12 protein-coding genes are annotated in these 17059 nt (G+C 48.1%); 8 read left to right on the top strand and 4 right to left on the bottom strand.

Features of this window, described 5'->3' with window-relative positions:
• The first annotated feature begins 121 nt into the window (after nt 1-121).
• Nucleotides 122-2341, top strand: a complete 2220-nt coding sequence (locus ACIDITHRIX25_RS000000100920; protein ID WP_201731981.1) for a heavy metal translocating P-type ATPase — start codon at nt 122-124, stop codon at nt 2339-2341.
• 133 nt (nt 2342-2474) lie between these two features.
• Nucleotides 2475-3671, top strand: coding sequence for an aminopeptidase P family protein (locus ACIDITHRIX25_RS000000100925; RefSeq protein WP_052604534.1), 1197 nt, complete (start codon nt 2475-2477; stop codon nt 3669-3671).
• 566 nt (nt 3672-4237) lie between these two features.
• Here ACIDITHRIX25_RS000000100925 and ACIDITHRIX25_RS000000100930 read toward each other — a convergent pair.
• Nucleotides 4238-5149, bottom strand: coding sequence for a LysR family transcriptional regulator (locus ACIDITHRIX25_RS000000100930; RefSeq protein WP_052604533.1), 912 nt, complete (start codon nt 5147-5149; stop codon nt 4238-4240).
• 241 nt (nt 5150-5390) lie between these two features.
• Between ACIDITHRIX25_RS000000100930 and ACIDITHRIX25_RS000000100935 the strand changes: the two genes are divergently transcribed.
• From ACIDITHRIX25_RS000000100935 to cbbX, 3 genes are all read left to right on the top strand, one after another.
• Nucleotides 5391-6869: a ribulose-bisphosphate carboxylase large subunit gene (locus tag ACIDITHRIX25_RS000000100935; RefSeq protein WP_052604532.1), complete on the top strand. Its 1479-nt coding sequence runs from the start codon at nt 5391-5393 to the stop codon at nt 6867-6869.
• Between the two features lie 21 nt (nt 6870-6890).
• Nucleotides 6891-7328: a ribulose bisphosphate carboxylase small subunit gene (locus tag ACIDITHRIX25_RS000000100940; RefSeq protein ID WP_201731982.1), complete on the top strand. Its 438-nt coding sequence runs from the start codon at nt 6891-6893 to the stop codon at nt 7326-7328.
• Nucleotides 7329-7571: 243 nt separating this feature from the next.
• Nucleotides 7572-8513 carry a CbbX protein gene (cbbX, locus tag ACIDITHRIX25_RS000000100945; protein ID WP_052604530.1) on the top strand — a complete coding sequence of 314 codons (942 nt, stop codon included), beginning with the start codon at nt 7572-7574 and terminating at the stop codon, nt 8511-8513.
• Nucleotides 8514-8608: 95 nt separating this feature from the next.
• Here the strand turns inward: cbbX and ACIDITHRIX25_RS000000100950 are convergent, their stop codons facing one another.
• Both ACIDITHRIX25_RS000000100950 and ACIDITHRIX25_RS000000100955 read right to left on the bottom strand, forming a co-directional pair.
• Entirely contained in the window at nt 8609-9760 is a 1152-nt protein-coding gene (locus ACIDITHRIX25_RS000000100950) for a GAF domain-containing sensor histidine kinase (RefSeq protein WP_201731983.1), read from the bottom strand.
• Between the two features lie 69 nt (nt 9761-9829).
• Nucleotides 9830-10516: a response regulator gene (locus ACIDITHRIX25_RS000000100955; RefSeq protein ID WP_235347556.1), complete on the bottom strand. Its 687-nt coding sequence runs from the start codon at nt 10514-10516 to the stop codon at nt 9830-9832.
• 321 nt (nt 10517-10837) lie between these two features.
• Here ACIDITHRIX25_RS000000100955 and rpe point away from each other — a divergent pair, with 321 nt between their 5' ends.
• The 3 genes from rpe to ACIDITHRIX25_RS000000100970 all read left to right on the top strand — a co-directional run bounded on the left by rpe (nt 10838) and on the right by ACIDITHRIX25_RS000000100970 (nt 15599).
• The gene (gene rpe / locus ACIDITHRIX25_RS000000100960) at nt 10838-11527 is read left to right on the top strand and encodes a ribulose-phosphate 3-epimerase (protein ID WP_082058457.1); all 690 of its coding nucleotides are present in this window, start codon (nt 10838-10840) and stop codon (nt 11525-11527) included.
• Nucleotides 11528-11592: 65 nt separating this feature from the next.
• Entirely contained in the window at nt 11593-14526 is a 2934-nt protein-coding gene (gene tkt / locus ACIDITHRIX25_RS000000100965; RefSeq protein ID WP_201731984.1) for a transketolase, read from the top strand.
• 128 nt (nt 14527-14654) lie between these two features.
• A complete protein-coding gene (locus tag ACIDITHRIX25_RS000000100970) occupies nt 14655-15599 on the top strand; it encodes a phosphoribulokinase (RefSeq protein ID WP_052604528.1) in 945 nt (314 codons plus the stop codon).
• Between the two features lie 743 nt (nt 15600-16342).
• On the opposite strand, the gene ACIDITHRIX25_RS000000100975 is transcribed toward ACIDITHRIX25_RS000000100970, so the two are convergent.
• Nucleotides 16343-16927 (bottom strand): class I SAM-dependent methyltransferase, encoded by a 585-nt coding sequence (locus tag ACIDITHRIX25_RS000000100975; RefSeq protein WP_152625840.1) that lies wholly within the window; start codon nt 16925-16927, stop codon nt 16343-16345.
• Nucleotides 16928-17059 lie beyond the last annotated feature (132 nt).

Consider the following 17059-nt stretch of genomic DNA (forward strand, 5'->3'; position numbering starts at 1 on the left):
TCAAGAGACGAAGTCTCGATAGGACTTCACTATCGAAAGGCAGACAACTGTGGCGGTTGGCGAAAATTCAACAATAGATGATAAGTCTATGGGCGAGAGTGTGGAGCTATGCTTAACTGGGATGACCTGCTCTTCTTGCGCGGCTCGAATTGAGAAGCGCTTGAATCGCTTAGATGGTGCGAGCGCAAATGTGAACTTCGCCACAGAGAAGGCCTCAGTTTCTTTTGACTCTTCCCTTTTGACGACGCAGGATCTTCTAGATGCAATATCTGGCATTGGCTATGGAGCGTCGTTGATTGAGGGGAATGATAGGAGTAGTGGTGAAATTGATGATGAGTCGAGATATCTAGATCACCTGAATCCACTTAGGAATCGCCTGATCATCTCGGCTATTTTGTCGCTTCCTGTCTTAGCTTTGTCTATGGTTCCATCGTTGGAATTTCAATACTGGCAGTGGGTAGCACTTGCGCTAGCAACTCCAGTATTTATCTATGGCGGACTTCCATTCCATAAAGCCGCCATCGCCAATGCGAGACACTTGACCTCGTCCATGGACACCCTCGTCTCACTTGGTTCATTAGCTGCCTATCTTTGGTCTTTGTACGCGCTGATCTTTACCGATGCGGGAGGCCCGTCTTTTCGGATGATGTTTTCGTTGACGGCCTCGATAAATTCGCATCATCCAGACATCTACTTAGAAACCGCCTCGGTCGTTATCACGGTAATTCTCTTTGGTCGCTACTTAGAAGCCAAGGGAAAGAGACGATCCACCAGTGTGCTTCGCTCTCTTTTATTAGGTAATGGCCAGGTCGTACATAAGATATTGAACAACGACATTGAGGTTGAAATCGATGTTGTAGACCTTCGTCCTGGCGATCGGTTTTCCGTACGTTCAGGGGAGAAGGTTCCAACAGACGGTGAGATCGAATCGGGTGAAGCCCTCTTGGATTTGGCTTTGCTGACCGGGGAATATGAGCCCAAGCGATTCAAGTCAGGGATGGAGGTCGTCGGTGGGTCGCTGAACGTTGATGGCTTTTTAGTCGTTAGGGCTACCAAGGTGGGCTCGGATACGGCGCTCGCAGGTATTGTGTCGATGGTTGAAGAGGCCCAAGCAAAAAAGGCCAAGGTTCAAGCCATCGCCGATAAGGTATCGGGAATCTTTGTGCCGAGCGTTATTGCAATCGCAATAGCTACCTTCTTGTTTCGAGTTATTATCGGTGATTCAATCGCACTCTCATTTTCAAGTGCGATCGCGGTTTTGGTAATCGCATGTCCCTGTGCCCTTGGACTTGCTACCCCTATGGCTATTCTGGTTGGAACGTCGCGTGCCGCGCAGATGGGTATTCTTATCCGTGGTCCAGAGGCTCTAGAGGCTGCAGGAAAGATTGATACGGTCGTTGTTGATAAGACCGGAACTCTCACAACTGGAACGATGACACTTCAGGAGATACTCCTAGAAGTTGGTTTTGATTATGACTTTGTACTTTCGATGGCCGCTAGTGCTGAAGCGGCAACCACCCATCCCATTGGACGTTTTATCGTCTCTCTCTCCGAGGAAAGGGAGCTGGAGGTACAAAAGGCGGATCTCTTCAAGTCATATGTGGGGTCTGGGGTCATGGCCCAAGTCGCCGGCCATTCTGTCGCAATCGGAAAGTTGGATTTCTGTCTAAGTTCAGGCTTCGAAATCTCCACTTCCTTTCAAAGCAAGGTTGACGCCTATATCTCTAACGTCTCCATTACAACTGGGTTGAGCCGTATCTATATTGGCCTTGATGGTATCGTCGTGGCATTTATGGCCATAGGCGATGAGATAAGGGATGACGCCTTTGAGACCCTTAAAAAGATGCGCCAGTCAAATTTAGATGTTGTTCTTTTGAGCGGTGACAATCAAGAAAGTGCTCGTATTACCGCGTCACAATTAGGGATTGAACGGGTAGTAGCTGGTGCAACACCGAGTGAAAAGGCAGACTACATTCGAGAGTTACAGTCCCAGGGGGCAAGGGTCGCAATGATAGGCGATGGCATTAATGACGCAGCTGCCCTTGCGCAAGCCGATCTGGGAGTGGCGATGGGAAGCGGATCTGCGATAGCACAAGAGTCCGGAGACATCACAGTATTTTTAGGCGGTGTCAGTGGGGCCTATTCGGCAATCTTGGTTGCGCGAGCAACTCTTAGAACCATACACACTAATTTATTTTGGGCTTTTGCTTATAACGTCGCGGCGATTCCAATCGCTATGGCCGGATTGATAAACCCGGTCATAGCTGGAAGTGCAATGGCTTTCTCGTCAGTCTTTGTCGTTGGCAATTCTTTGCGCCTTTTCGGCTTTATGCGACGCTAGAGACGATTTGCATCCTCGATGTCATAGATCTCTTTGGTAGAATCTTTTGGTGGTACCGCCGTCTCGCCAATGTGACTGGCGGTGATGTTGGGGCAATCTGTAAGTCGATATGAATTGATAGGGTGTGTTTTGATTGGTTCAGTCTCATTTTTTGATTGACAAATTATCTGACGAGGTATTTGTGAAGGATGCTCTGAGGGCCGTCGGTGATGATGGCTTTCATGCCTCAAGGTTGAACCGTCTTGAATCAACCCAATCTGCCCTTGAGGAGGCTGGTGTTGACGCATTGATTCTTTCACTTGGAGCTGATTTGCCATGGCTCAGTGGATATGAAGCAATGCCCCTAGAGAGGTTAACTGCACTTGTGGTTAGACGTGGTGTTGCTCCAGTTTTGTTCGTTCCAGAGTTGGAGGCGCCACGAGTTCGCCACTACGCGGAACTTTTTGAATTACGGCCATGGAAAGAGGGCTCAAATCCATACGAGATGATTGGATCCCTTCTTTCAAAGGCGGACCTTGTAGGGGTCTCCGATCGGATGTGGGCCTCAGCACTGTTGGAGCTTCAAAATACCTGTCCAAATTCACGCTTTATCTCTGCCTCTGGTCTTCTGAAGGGTTTGAGAGGTCAAAAGGACAGCCTTGAGCTTCTTATGCTTGCTCGGGCTGCACATATAACAGATCGAGTCGCTGATCAGTTGTTGGCTGGAGAAATTGCAGTTTTGGGTCGTTCTGAGGCAGAGGTCTCCGATGAACTCTCTAGCCGACTTGTAGCGGAAGGACTGGCCAAGGTCAACTTTGCGATCGTTGGTTCTGGCCCTAATTCGGCAAGTCCCCATCATGAGGCAGGCGATAGGATAATTTCTATTGGTGATGCGGTCGTATGTGATTTTGGTGGAGTCTTTCGATTGGGCGAAGAACCCGGCTACTGCTCCGATATCACTCGAACTATAGGAGTTGGAGACCTCGGGGGAGAATTTGTTGAACTCTATGGCGTTTTGAGTCGAGCTCAGACCAAGGCGCGAGATGAGATGTCTAGCGCGCTTTCAGGAGCAGAACTAGATGCGATTGCACGAAATGTCATAGAGGCAAGCGGATATGGCGAGTTCTTTGTCCATCGGACTGGCCACGGCATTGGCATAGAGGAACATGAAGACCCCTATATTGCCTCTACGAACTCGACTTTATTAGGGGCTTATGCTGCTTTTTCCATTGAACCGGGTATCTATATTCCTGGGAAGTTCGGGGCGCGAATCGAGGACATATGCGTCGTGGGTGAGCATATGGGTGTCTCTTTGAACCGAGCATCGCGTGAATTGAGCATCCTCTCTTAGTCATTTGTGGGCTTTTTAGAGGTTGACTTGGAGCTACTAAATTTCAAAGCAATGATCGTTACATCTTTTGGTGGGGTTCGCTTTTGTCGCTAAACCCATGGCAAAGTTCAAGGGAGCTTGGGACTAACAGTTTTAAGCTCTCTGTTGCTTTTACTTCGTGGCTTTTACTCCTTCCTTCGTCTTTACGTTTTGGTTTTTACTTTGGATGGGGCCACGATGTTAAATTGGATTTTGGCTTTTGAACAAGAGATTGCATATTGCACGGCCCGCAAGACAACCAATCTCACAAGACGAAGTAGCTAAACTTTCTACCCTCGTTGAAGGTGAACCCAAATTTGTCGTAAGCTTTTGGACAAGGCTGGCGATCTGAGTTGGGGTTTAGAGGTAGCCATTCAATGCCAAGGTTTAAGTGTGCCAAGGTTTAAATTGTCGAGAGCTAGCTTGACTTGGACTTGATCGTTGAGTTTTTGAACTTGCCTGTTCCACTAAGGTTTCATTTGAGAAATTGAGATCTATGACCCAATTCGCCAGCCATAAGGTCGGTTGAGCAGATAGCATATTTTCACCTAAGAGGGCAAGGCGGAGACGAATTTGTGCTCGATGAGGTGGTTGGCAAAGTTGGCCGCAATCTCTGCTTGAACTCCATCTTCGTCCCGGGAGGTAATATGCCATTGTTTTACAATTGGCAATGGAGGGACGTTAATTTCCTTCAAAATACCCATTTCAAGTTGAGTACTGACCGTATCTGAGGACAATAAAGTCACACCTATATCAAGGGCTACAGCTTCTCGCAGTGCCACGTTGGATCCGATCGTCAGCATACGAGGCGATATTGCCAGGAGGTCAAGCAACTCTTCGAGACTTTTGCGTGTGCCCGACTTTTCCTCTCTCATGAGCCAGGTAGATCGAGCTAAGAGGGAGGTGACGTCACCTCCAGCTTCATAGATTTTGGCAATCTCGGAATTTGCAGATGCCACAAGCATCAGCTTATGCGGGCGAACGGCTAGGGTTTTGAAGGCCATTCCAAGCGGTGGACGTCCCGCAATAACGAGGTCTACCGAGTGAGATTCGAGCAATTCGAATACTCGGGAACGGTTTTCAACATGACTGCGAATTTCAACGTCGCTTTGTGAATCTATATATGACCGTATCCACCGAGGTAGCAACGCCTCGCCTGCAGTGGTGACTGAGGCCATTCTAAGTATCCTTTTCTTAGTGTCTGACGTGGCGATAGCCTCAATCTTTGCCTTCTCCGCCATGCCTAAGATCACCTTGGCTTGCTTGTATAGAACTAAACATGCGGGTGTAGGTTCGATGTTTCGTCCAGATTTAGAGAAAAGTTCAATTCCAAGTTCGTCGCGCAAGGCATAAATAGAAGAAGAGACTGCAGATTGAGAGAGGTAGAGTTCGTCTGCGGCGCCGGTAATCGACCCGTTTTGAACGACTGCTACAAGGGTTCGAAGTTGATTGAAGGTCATAGCGCTGATTTTACCGTCTTGTTTGAGTCAAAAACCGTGCTTTTTTCAGATGTATGACTTATTGAAGAGTCTAGAGTGGGTATGTAGAGGGTGCGTGGCTCGCTAATGGCTTTCATAGTTTTCTTATAAGGCGTCCGGTTATTTCTCCCTGAAAATTCTGTAGGGATTGAGGACCGTGCGATCTATTGGAGCGGCTCTAGCGGTAACTGCGCATTGACAATCGAAGGAGGCTATCCATCAAATGGATAAAACATCAGCCGGTGGCGAAGCAAACGAACGTTATAAGTCTGGCGTAATACCCTACAAGCAGATGGGTTATTGGGAACCCGATTACATCCCCAAGGATACAGATGTTCTGGCACTTTTTAGAATTACACCACAGCCAGGGGTTGATCCAGAGGAAGCAGCAGCTGCTGTAGCTGGGGAATCTTCTACTGCGACCTGGACGGTCGTGTGGACAGATCGATTGACCGCTTGCGAGCTCTATCGCGCGAAAGCCTATCGTGTTGATCCGGTTCCAAATACCGGCGTCGGTACCAATACCGAAGCTCAGTATTTTGCTTACATTGCCTACGACTTGGATCTTTTTGAAGAGGGTTCGATTGCCAATTTGACTGCTTCAATCATTGGCAACGTCTTTGGTTTCAAGGCGGTAAAAGCTTTGAGACTTGAGGACATGAGGCTTCCGGTCGCCTACCTTAAAACTTTTCAGGGTCCAGCGACGGGAATCATCGTTGAGCGCGAAAGGCTCGATAAGTTTGGACGTCCACTTCTTGGAGCTACCACCAAGCCGAAGCTGGGGCTTTCAGGTCGCAACTACGGCCGAGTTGTCTACGAAGCGCTCAAAGGTGGCCTCGACTTTGTGAAAGACGATGAGAATATCAATTCGCAGCCTTTCATGCACTGGCGCGATCGTTTTCTTTACGTAATGGAGGCGGTAAATCGGGCTTCAGCCGCAACTGGAGAGGTGAAAGGCCACTATCTAAACGTTACCGCAGGGACGATGGAACAGATGTATGAGCGTGCTGAATTCGCCAAATCGCTGGGATCCATTGTTGTCATGATCGACCTAGTAGTTGGCTATACAGCGATTCAATCGATGGCCAATTGGGCTAGGAAAAACGATATGATTCTTCACCTGCATCGTGCTGGTAATTCGACATATTCCAGACAGAAGAATCACGGGATGAACTTTCGTGTCATTTGCAAATGGATGAGGATGGCAGGCGTTGATCATATCCACGCAGGGACAGTAGTTGGCAAATTGGAAGGCGATCCTTTGATGATCAAGGGATTCTATGACACCCTTCGAGAGGTGCGTACTCCGATGTCGCTCGAGAACGGGATATTCTTTGATCAGGATTGGGCATCTTTAAATAAGGTAATGCCAGTCGCTTCCGGTGGAATTCACGCTGGTCAAATGCATCAGTTGATTCACTACCTAGGCGAAGATGTAATTCTTCAATTTGGCGGTGGCACCATTGGCCATCCAATGGGTATCCAAGCGGGAGCAACTGCAAATCGTGTGGCCTTAGAGGCTATGATCATGGCTCGAAATGAAGGTAGGGATTATCTCAACGAAGGGCCAGAGATCTTGGCGCAGGCGGCAAAGTGGTGTACTCCTCTAAGAGCAGCATTGGATACCTGGAAGGACGTTACCTTCAACTATGAATCTACCGACACTGCAGATTTTGTTCCCACACCTACGGCAAGCTTTTAGATCTAGGGAGACGATTAGATTATGATGACCAATCCAGCAAATCGAGTGACTCAGGGTCAATTCTCGTTTCTTCCAGAACTTAGCGACGAGCAGATAATGCTACAGATAAAGTGGGCTATTGACCACGGTTGGGCGCTTAGCGTGGAGTATACCGACGACCCCCATCCCCGTAATACCTACTGGGAGATGTATGGTATGCCAATGTTTGACCTAAAGGACCCAGCTGGCATTATGGGGGAGATCAATCAGTGCCGGGCGACCTTTCCTAACTATTACATCCGTGTTATGGCATTTGGTTCAGATCGAGGCACGGAGAGCCCAACTATGTCATTTATGGTGAATCGCCCACCCAACGAGCCAGGGTTTAGACTTATGCGACAAGAGGTCGATGGTCGATCGATTAGATACTCGATCACCCCTTATGCCACGGATCAACCAGAGGGTGAAAGGTATCCATAGAGATACCCCTCGCCTTTATTGAAAATACTATTTATGACTGACGGTGGAGTGGCTGAGGTGGCTTTTATGAGCTGTTTTCTCAAAAACTCCACTATTTTTCTCTGTCACATCTAATAGATTCAAGGTGATTGGCTCAGTCGAATGAGTATTTATGAACTTAGATGGTCAGCTTGTTTGCCTCTTTGCTTGAGTGTTTGCGGTGAGGACCTCTTATTGGTGGCTTAGTGAGAAGAAAGAATTTAGATGGATGACCTTGGCGCTAATGTAAGTGACGACGAAGACAACCTCTCTCTGGGCACGGCAGATGATTTCGTTGATTTGGATGTGGTATACAAAGAGTCGAATATCGCAAGTATCTTGGAGAAGCTCGATAAAGAACTCGTTGGTTTGAAACCGGTTAAGACGCGAATTGGCGAGGTAGCTTCACTTTTGCTGGTCGATCGAGTGCGTCGTCAGTTGGATCTTTCCTCTGGCGCACCCTCGATGCATATGAGCTTTACGGGAAATCCTGGCACCGGTAAGACGACTGTGGCTTTGCGCATGGCAGAGATACTGCATCGTCTTGGATATGTACGACAAGGTCATTTGGTCTCGGTTACTCGCGACGACTTAGTGGGTCAATATATCGGCCATACGGCGCCTAAGACCAAGGAGATTCTCAAGAAGGCGATGGGGGGAGTGCTCTTTATCGATGAGGCCTACTATCTCTACAAGCCGGAGAACGAGCGCGACTATGGTGGCGAAGCGATCGAGATTCTTCTACAGGTTATGGAGAACCAAAGGGACGATCTTGTCGTGATCTTGGCTGGTTATAAAGATCGCATGGACAAGTTTTTCACTAGTAATCCTGGGATGTCATCTCGGATTGCACACCATATCGACTTCCCTGATTACACCAAGACGGAGCTTGTGACAATCGCTAAGTTGATGTTAGCTGAGCAGAACTACGTAATGAGCGGGAAAGCCGAAGCCGTCTTTGAACAATATGTACAACGGCGGATGGAGCAGCCATTCTTTGCAAATGCACGATCGATCCGGAACGCTCTGGATAGAGCCCGACTTCGACAGGCGAATAGGTTGTTTGAACGTCGAGGAGATCGCCTTACCCGGTTAGACCTAATGACTATCGAAGATGTTGACTTCTTGGCCAGTAGAATATTTTTGGAGCCTGGACCTAAAGATTGATTCGCGAAACCCCTTGGTGTTTGGAGGTTTTAGGGTTGGCTAGAGATATAGCTTCTGCGATGAGAGCTTGGAATCTAATTTACCCAAACATGATTCTATTGATTTAGGGAGAATGGTACTTTGAGGTGGATCTTTGTTCCATGGTTTGCGCGTGAAAATACCTCGAGGCTTGCTCCGATTAGCTCAACTCTTTCCCTCATACCTTGAATTCCGTGGCCGTTATTGACATCGTCGACATCGAACCCCGCTCCATCGTCGGAGATAATCGCATGTAGAATCCGAAGTTCGTAGTCGAGCCAAATCTTCAGCGATGCCCAAGTTGCCCCGGAGTGTTTGATGATGTTTGCCAGCGCTTCTTGGGTAATTCGGTAGATGGTGATCTCGGCTGCGCTAGCGAGGATCGCATCGAAGACCTCGGGAAGTTCGACGTCAACTTCGGGGTTTTTTATCGAATTGCAAAGACTTGCTAAGCCCGCCATAAGACCAAGGTCATCTAGGATTCCTGGTCGAAGGCGGGATATTGTCTCTTTTACCTCTGAGATGGCCGAGACGACGAGATCTTTGGCCGCAGTTATCTCTATACGTGAGGCGTTCATCGATTCTGGATACATTGCAGCATCTAGATGGTAGAGTGCCGAGTGTAGGAGTTGTCCAAGGCCATCATGAATATCTCTTGCGATTCGCTTTCGCTCTAACTCCGCTGCATCGATAGTGTCAGCTGCGAATTTTTCAAGTTGACTCTCGCGTCGGGCAAGTTTTTCAACGAGGGCGGCCATTTCGACGTTGCCGGCAAATAGGTTGGCGACATATTGCAGGTCCACCAAGATCGATTCGCTCTCGCTTGGCAATTCGCGCCAATGGACATTTAGGACGCCAACTACTACCTCACCAGGTCTCATCATCGGCACCGAGATCAGGAAATTGAAGTTTTCCCCCTCCAGTTCAGGCATATAACGGTATCTACTGTCCGCCCATTTGTCGGGAACAATTAAAGGTATCTTGGATTGAGCGACCCATCCCGAGATACCATCTCCAACGGCTAGGCGAATCTTGCCCCTATGGATCGAATAAGGAGGTGTCGCGCCAATCAGACTGATATGTCTTTGGTCCTCGTCTAGGAGATAGACGAAGCATACGTCTGCACCGAAAGCCCCTATCACAAGTTCAGCAACGTGATCTGCTAGCTCTTCTAGATCTGTGACGTGTGGCATTGCGTCAATAATTTGACGAAGCAAGTGATCTTTCAATGTGAACTCCAAAGACTCATCATTTTGGGATTTCCCTTATCCCTTTCAAAAGGGGCTTTTGCATTATTGTTATCTAAAGATTGCTTCGCGCATTGCAAGTGCTACAGCTGCAGTCCTATCTTTGACGCCGAGTTTGCGATAGACCGCGCTCAGGTGGGTCTTGACTGTCTCTTCTCCAACGAAGAGCTTCGCTGCGATTGCCTTGTTTGAGTTTCCCTTGGTCACAAGGTCAAGGACCTCTGACTCCCTTTGCGTTAACCCTAGGTGTGCTCCTGGCCAGAATTCACCCGAGTGAAGACGTGCCGCAGATAGTGCAACCCTGCCCGCTAGCTGAGGATCGACGACGATATCACCGTTTTGTACCCGTAGGAGTTGCTCTAGCAGTTCAGCAGCGGTGATCTGTTTGAGAAGAAACCCTTTTGCTCCAGATCGTAGGGCTTGAAATAGATACTGCTCGTCATCGTAGACAGTTAGCATGACGACCGAAACATCAGGAAATGACTTGGAGATTTCCCTGCAGAGATCGATGCCGCTGTCGTTTTTGAGACGTACGTCGGTGATTACGATGTCTAATTGGTTTGTAGTGACAAAGGCGATAGCGCTTTGTGCATCCTTAACCTTGCCCACAATTTTGATCTGATTCTCGAATCGCTTCATCATTGAACTGATTCCATCCAGAATGATGTCTTGATCGTCGACTAAAAGGACCGAGATCATCTCTGTCATTGCATCTTTAGTGTCGTTATCTTGTTCCACGTCTGTTGGTCCCATGCGAAAATAGCTAGAAAGCTACAGTTAGAAAAAATTTAAGGGCGAGATAGCCGTTACTTGCGACTTTTTCAATAATGAACACCTTATTTGATGGTACTCCTCAATGTGACATTGGTCGATCTCAGTTTGGTAAATCCCTCTTATGTGGGAAGAGTATAGGTGTTTAGGTCGCCTAGATTCTTTTCTAAATTGTAATGATCAATTCGGATTATTCACTATGCAGCGGACCGCTTTAGGCTGTGAGTTGATTAACTGTTTTTAGGAAAGATCTAAAGGTACGCAGTTTTTCCAAATAGGGGGTTGACGATGGGTGTAAAGCAGAATATTTTGGTAATCCCTTCGGTGCTACCTGCTGACTTTTCACAACTAGGTAATGCGGTTGTGGAGTTGGAAAAAGCGGGTGTGGATCGAATTCAATGGGACGTTATGGATGGTGTCTTTGTACCAAATCTTACATTTGGTCCAGATACCATAGCGTCGGCGCGAAAAGTTACGACTCTTGGTTTTGAGGCTCATCTTATGATTGTTGATCCAGATCAATATATCGAAAAATATGTAGCGGCAGGCTGTGAGCTGCTTATCATTCATGCTGAGTCAACTCGACATCTTCATCGGACTCTGGGTCGCGTGAGACAAGCTGGGGCTAAGGTCGGCGTGGCACTGAACCCGGCAACCCCTATCTGTGCCATAGAGAATGTCGTGGATTTGTTAGATCTAATCCTGATTATGACGGTTAATCCTGGCTTTGGTGGCCAGGCCTACATTTCGACGATGGAGTCAAAGATTAGCTCAGCCTATGAATTGGCAAACTCGTTTAGTCATGAAATTGAAATTGAGGTTGATGGGGGAATCTCCTCCTCTACCGTTGAGGGTGCTGTGAGTGCGGGCGCAAGAACATTGGTTGCTGGCTCTTCTCTCTTTAAACATCCCGACGGCCTTGAGGCCGCAGTGACTGAAATTCGCAATTTAGCAGGTCAAGCCAAACGAAAAGCCTAAAGACCCTCTTGCGACATAAAGCCGTTAACTAAGAGGTATGAACGTTAAACGATCGGAAAGATTTTATGACAAACGACAATGATCAACTTTGCGTAACCGCGCTAAGGATGCTTTCGATAGATCAGGTGGAGCACGCTAATTCGGGCCATCCGGGCCTTCCTCTGGGACTTGCACCTGCCGCATATACTTTGTTTTCTCGGGTGCTAAAGCATGCACCATCTGATCCAACCTGGGCCGATCGCGATCGATTCGTACTCTCGGCTGGCCATGGATCGGCACTCGTCTACTCGCTCTTGCACCTTTTTGGCTATGGACTTGAGGTCCAAGACCTCCAGGGCTTTCGTCAATTGGGTTCAAAGACACCAGGACACCCCGAATACCATCACACAACTGGCGTTGAAATGACGACCGGTCCGCTGGGTCAAGGGATCTCTAGCGCCGTTGGTATGGCCCTTGCCGAAGCTATGATGGCGAGCCGAGTTGATGCCGCAGGAGCTAAAGGAGTAATAGACCATCACACTTACGTCTTTGCTTCAGACGGCGACCTCATGGAGGGCATCTCTCACGAAGCAGGCTCTTTGGCTGGTCATCTAGGTTTGAATAAGCTGATTGTATTGTTTGACTCCAACAATATAACGATTACAGGCGATGCCACACTGTCCTGCACAGATAATATTCGAGGTCGTTTCGAAAGCTATGGTTGGAATACCATTTTGGTAGAAGATCATGAGGATCTCGATCTTATCGAATCAGCGTTCAATAAGGCTCGCGAAAACACGGGCGGACCGACACTGATTGAACTGCGGACGGTAATTGGATATGGCGCTCCTACCAAGGCGGGTAAGAGCTCGGTACATGGATCGGCCTTAGGCGCTAAGGAGATCGCGGGCACTAAAGAGTTTTACAAGTGGACCTATCCTCCCTTTGAAGTGCCGCAAGCGATCTATGACCACGCCCGCTCTAGCGTGCAAAAGGGCGAAAAGCTTGCGGCTGCATGGAGAGAACGTTATAAAGAGCTATCTAATGAGGTGCGTCAAATAATCTCTCCAGTAGTGCCTTCTCCAGGTGAGATCGCTGGGTCGATCAAACCATTTAGTCCAGATAAGGCATTGGCTACGAGAATATCCTCCAAAGAGGTCTTGATCCAGTTGAGCGAAGCTCTACCTTTCCTTATTGGCGGCTCTGCTGACTTGGCCGAGTCGACTGGTACAAACCTTGGTCTGGACTTTGTCTCATCGTCTAATTATCTAGGCAGAGAGATTAACTTTGGAATTCGTGAGCATGGGATGGCTGCACTCCTAAACGGGATTGCACTTCATGGTGGCTTTGTGGCTTATGGATCAACTTTTCTGGTCTTTTCCGACTATTGTCGTCCGTCTGTGCGCCTAGCAGCCATTATGGGCTTGGGCGTCAATTTCGTATTCACCCATGATTCCATTGCAGTCGGAGAAGACGGCCCAACACATGAGCCGGTTGAACATCTAGCAGCTCTAAGGGCTATCCCAAACCTTCGTGTAATGCGTCCAGCGGATGCAAATGAGACAGCTGCAGCCTGGGCAACCTCCATTGGGGACCCTTCGATGCCATCTGTATTAGTGCTTTCTCGACAAGGTCTTCCAACCGTTACTACACATGGTGATCCAGCTTGGGTCAACGACTCTGGAATGCAGATAATCTCCGACCCTCAAGATGCCAGAGGGGTAATCATCTCGAGCGGATCTGAAGTGGTAATTGCACTAGAGGCCGCAGAGATCTTGAAGCAAAATGACGGTATCTCGGTGCGCGTGGTCTCGGTAATGTGGCGCGAGCGATTCTTGGACGTCTATCGAGGGAGAATCGAGGCTCTAACTTCGGGACTTCCCACGCTTGTCGTAGAGGCAGGCATTCCTCTTGGCTGGGAGCCAGTTGTGGCTAGCGAAGCAGACATAATCGCTATGCATTCGTATGGCGCCTCCGGTAAAGGCTCAGAAGTCCAAGCCCACTTTGGTTTTTCGGGCGAAAAGGTTGCGCAATCGTTCCGTGAAACTTTGTCAAGAATTGAGTCGACCAAAAAAGATAGCCACGACCTAGAGTACCTAAATGCAAATCTAGTCCTAGAGCGCAATATTGTTCTAGCCTGCGTCGACGCCGCTAAGGCTAGTTTCTCAAAAGTTGGTAGGGGCGATCGCAACTCTGCTGATTCATTGGCAGTGGGGGCTATGCGAAGAGCTCTTAACAAGGCTCCAATTGCACTTGAAGTCGTAATTGGTGAAGGAGAAAAGGACGAGGCTCCAATGCTCTATCGCGGAGAGCGCTTAGGAAGTGGAGCTGGACCTACCTTTGACATTGCGGTAGACCCGCTTGAGGGTACAAATTACGTAGCAAAAGGCCAGCCAGGTGCGGTCTCAGTAATTGCTGCAGCTCCGAGGGGTACCTTCAAGTATCTGCCAGGATATTACATGGACAAGATGGTCGTTGGCTCTCGAGCCAAGGGTGCGCTTACTCTTTCGAATTCGATTGAATCTAACGTTGAAGCTCTGGCAAAGGTCTTGGATAAGTCGATCGGTGAGATTGAGATAGTTGTACTTGACAAGCCTCGCCATAAGGAGCTTATCTCGCGTATTCGTAAAATTGGAGCCAGGGTTCGTGAAATCCCAGATGGCGATGTGATGGGAGCGTTCGAGGTTCTTGTCGGTCATATCGATGCACTCTTTGGGATTGGTGGAGCACCAGAGGGCATCATTATGGCAGCTATGACCAAGGCCCTAGGCGGTGAATTCCAAGGTCAATTGACCCCCCAGAGTGACGCTGAGCGAGCTCAGATAATTTCTTTTGACGCTTCAATTATCGACACTGTCTTTGATCAAGATGCCTTGATTTTAGCAGAGCCAGTTGTGGCCATAACCTCTGTAACTGGAGCTGGCGTATTGGAACCCGTCACCTATCGAGACGGATCCCTCTACATATCTAGCGCTTTGATTCGAAATGGGAGCTATTCCGTCGTATCGCAATTTGCCTAGGTTGTAAATTCCCAGATTTGAAGTTAGGACTCTATATTTCAGGGCCCTAGGAAGATTTTAGAATCTTTTTTAGGGCCCTTTAGATTTTTGTATCCAAAATGAACTAGTACAATAACGAAAGGGCACCAATGCCGCATCGACTTGCGATGATTGAACGGGCTAACCGAAATCGTTTACGCCGACACGTACCCATGTTGGCAATCGCTGGAGATTCGGCGGTCGGCAAGACAACCCTGACTCGGGGCCTTGTCGAGGCGCTCGGCCCGGCTAACATATCTTCATTTTGTACCGATGACTATCATCGTTACGACCGAAATGAACGGAAGAATCTTCCCTTTACTCCGCTGCACCCTAATTGCAACTATTTGGAGATCATGGAGCAGCATCTGCAACTGCTCGCAACGGGTCAACCAATCCTAAAGCCACTCTATAGCCACCATCACGGGACTCTGGATCGTCCAGTTTTGTTTGAACCTAAGGACTTTGTCGTTGTAGAGGGCCTATTTCCCCTTTGGTCTAAGTTGTCGAGGGCTTGCTTTGATGTAACGGTCTTCTTGGACCCCCCAGAGAGCGTTCGACGTGAGTGGAAGGTACAACGCGACGTATCTCAACGTGGTTATACAAAAGAGCAGGTTCTAGCAGATCTTGATAAGCGTGAGCCGGAGTCTGGCGCATATATCCGCCCGCAACGAGCCAATGCAGATATCGTCATGAGCTTCGCCAAGGCTTCACCTGGCGAAGGCGAGGAGATTCCGTTGTCGGTGTCAATCCTTCTTAGGCCAACGATTGACCACCCAGCTATCTCTGACCTACTCTCATCCGATACGAGAGAGGCTATACATCTAAAGCTGATGCGCGACGATGACAATAAGCCAGTTGACGTGCTTCACATACATGGTCATGCATCCAAAGAAGTAGCGAGCGAAATAAAAGAGGCGATCTGGTCGAGGCTAGGGATCGACCAGCCTCTTCCAAGTTCGCTGGGACGAATTACAGATGAGAAGCGTAGCGAACCATTAGCGATCGCACAGCTGTACCTGCTTTATCACCTTTTGCAGGCCGCCAAAGGCTGATTGGCGTCACATGTCTTATCGGGATTTATCCCGGTTCAAATGGTTAGTCGAAGTCTTGGTAACGGTTATTTTAGAGTACTTCTAACTGTCATTTTAGAGATTGTGATGATCTTAATTTAAGCGTGGTTCTGACGGGATCATCGTTTCAGCCAAATAATTAGTCGGGTCTATCTTCGGTGAGGATGGAGAGACATCACTCTAACGGAATGATTTCTTATTGAGTAGTGGATTTGCGATCGAACCAATTAGCTCTAGATGTAAAGTGCCAGATTAAGGCGGTTTTCACCGGGAGATCTAAAAGTTGTTTCATAGGTGATTTTGCAAATCGATGGTTCGTCATGTCAATGGCTTTTCTTGCATCTCCTACCAGCTGAACGTACATAGTGGCTTTTATGTCGATTACCAAAGATTGATCGAAAGATATTCTTTTCAGGCTTTGAAGCCAAAAGTCCACTCCCCGACCAATACCAGATGGGCAATGTCATCCTGGTTTGGCGGCAGGAAGCCAACGCCATAAGCAAGAAGGCGACCATTTTGATTGTCTATTTCTTGTAATAGCCTTCAAAGGTCGTTTTGTCTTGTGAATTACCGTGGCCGCTGAAAACTAAATCTATATGGTTGGTTTTCAGCGGTATTGCCTATCTTTGAATGCCTGGTCCGTGAGCACATAGGTCCTGTTTGTAAAGAAAAGAAGGTGAGTTCACGGTGAAACCCTTCAGCGGATGTTGCCGCCTACGAGGGGATCAAAGTTTTTCGATCACCGCTAATAGAGAGGGTGCCGAATGACCGTGGTCTGCGATATCCGTGATCTTTTCAAGTCGCACGATCTTCTGATCCACAAAGGCCTCTGTGACTTCGGAGTCGTCCATCAGTAGGTCTGGATCTGATGGCCCGACTATTCCGAGCGATTCGATATGGTGTCCAATTAGAAATAGGTGTCCGCCCAAACTTATTCTCTTAATGGCCTTTTTATACAGCTCTAATCGCAAGGTTCTTGAAGGGTGAATGTTAGCAATAACGATTAGGTCATAGCTGTCATCTTGATCTAGAAAGTCAAAGATGTCGCTACAGATCGTATCTACTTTCACTCCCGCTTCATTTGCCGCTCTGGCTAATCTTTCAAGGGCAACGCTGGAAAAATCTACCGCTGTCACCTCCCAGTTGGTTTTAGCTAAGTACATTGCATTGCGGCCTTCGCCGCATCCTAGGTCTAACGCCTTGCCAGGGGAAAAGTTTGATATAACATCAGCGAGCTTGGGATCTGGTTCTGGAATCCAAAGTCGATCGATCCCTGCATAGCGCTCGTTCCACATTTGTGCATTACTCACGATTAACCTGCTTTCCAAGTTGTAGAGGTCATATGCTATTTACGCCTTTAACTGTAGTATATACTACAGATTGACCTATAGGTGCGGTGATGCCAAAAGAACGGTATATCGAGATTTTTTTCGTCACCTTCA

This window comes from Acidithrix sp. C25 (assembly GCF_904848545.2).

Coding starts and splice junctions, on each gene's coding strand:
- ACIDITHRIX25_RS000000100930 (WP_052604533.1), bottom strand. CDS start 5,149: ATGACCTTCAATCAACTTCGAACCCTTGTAGCAGTCGTTCAAAACGGG.
- rpe (WP_082058457.1), top strand. CDS start 10,838: ATGGGTGTAAAGCAGAATATTTTGGTAATCCCTTCGGTGCTACCTGCT.
- ACIDITHRIX25_RS000000100970 (WP_052604528.1), top strand. CDS start 14,655: ATGCCGCATCGACTTGCGATGATTGAACGGGCTAACCGAAATCGTTTA.
- tkt (WP_201731984.1), top strand. CDS start 11,593: ATGACAAACGACAATGATCAACTTTGCGTAACCGCGCTAAGGATGCTT.
- ACIDITHRIX25_RS000000100920 (WP_201731981.1), top strand. CDS start 122: ATGACCTGCTCTTCTTGCGCGGCTCGAATTGAGAAGCGCTTGAATCGC.
- ACIDITHRIX25_RS000000100935 (WP_052604532.1), top strand. CDS start 5,391: ATGGATAAAACATCAGCCGGTGGCGAAGCAAACGAACGTTATAAGTCT.
- ACIDITHRIX25_RS000000100940 (WP_201731982.1), top strand. CDS start 6,891: ATGATGACCAATCCAGCAAATCGAGTGACTCAGGGTCAATTCTCGTTT.
- cbbX (WP_052604530.1), top strand. CDS start 7,572: ATGGATGACCTTGGCGCTAATGTAAGTGACGACGAAGACAACCTCTCT.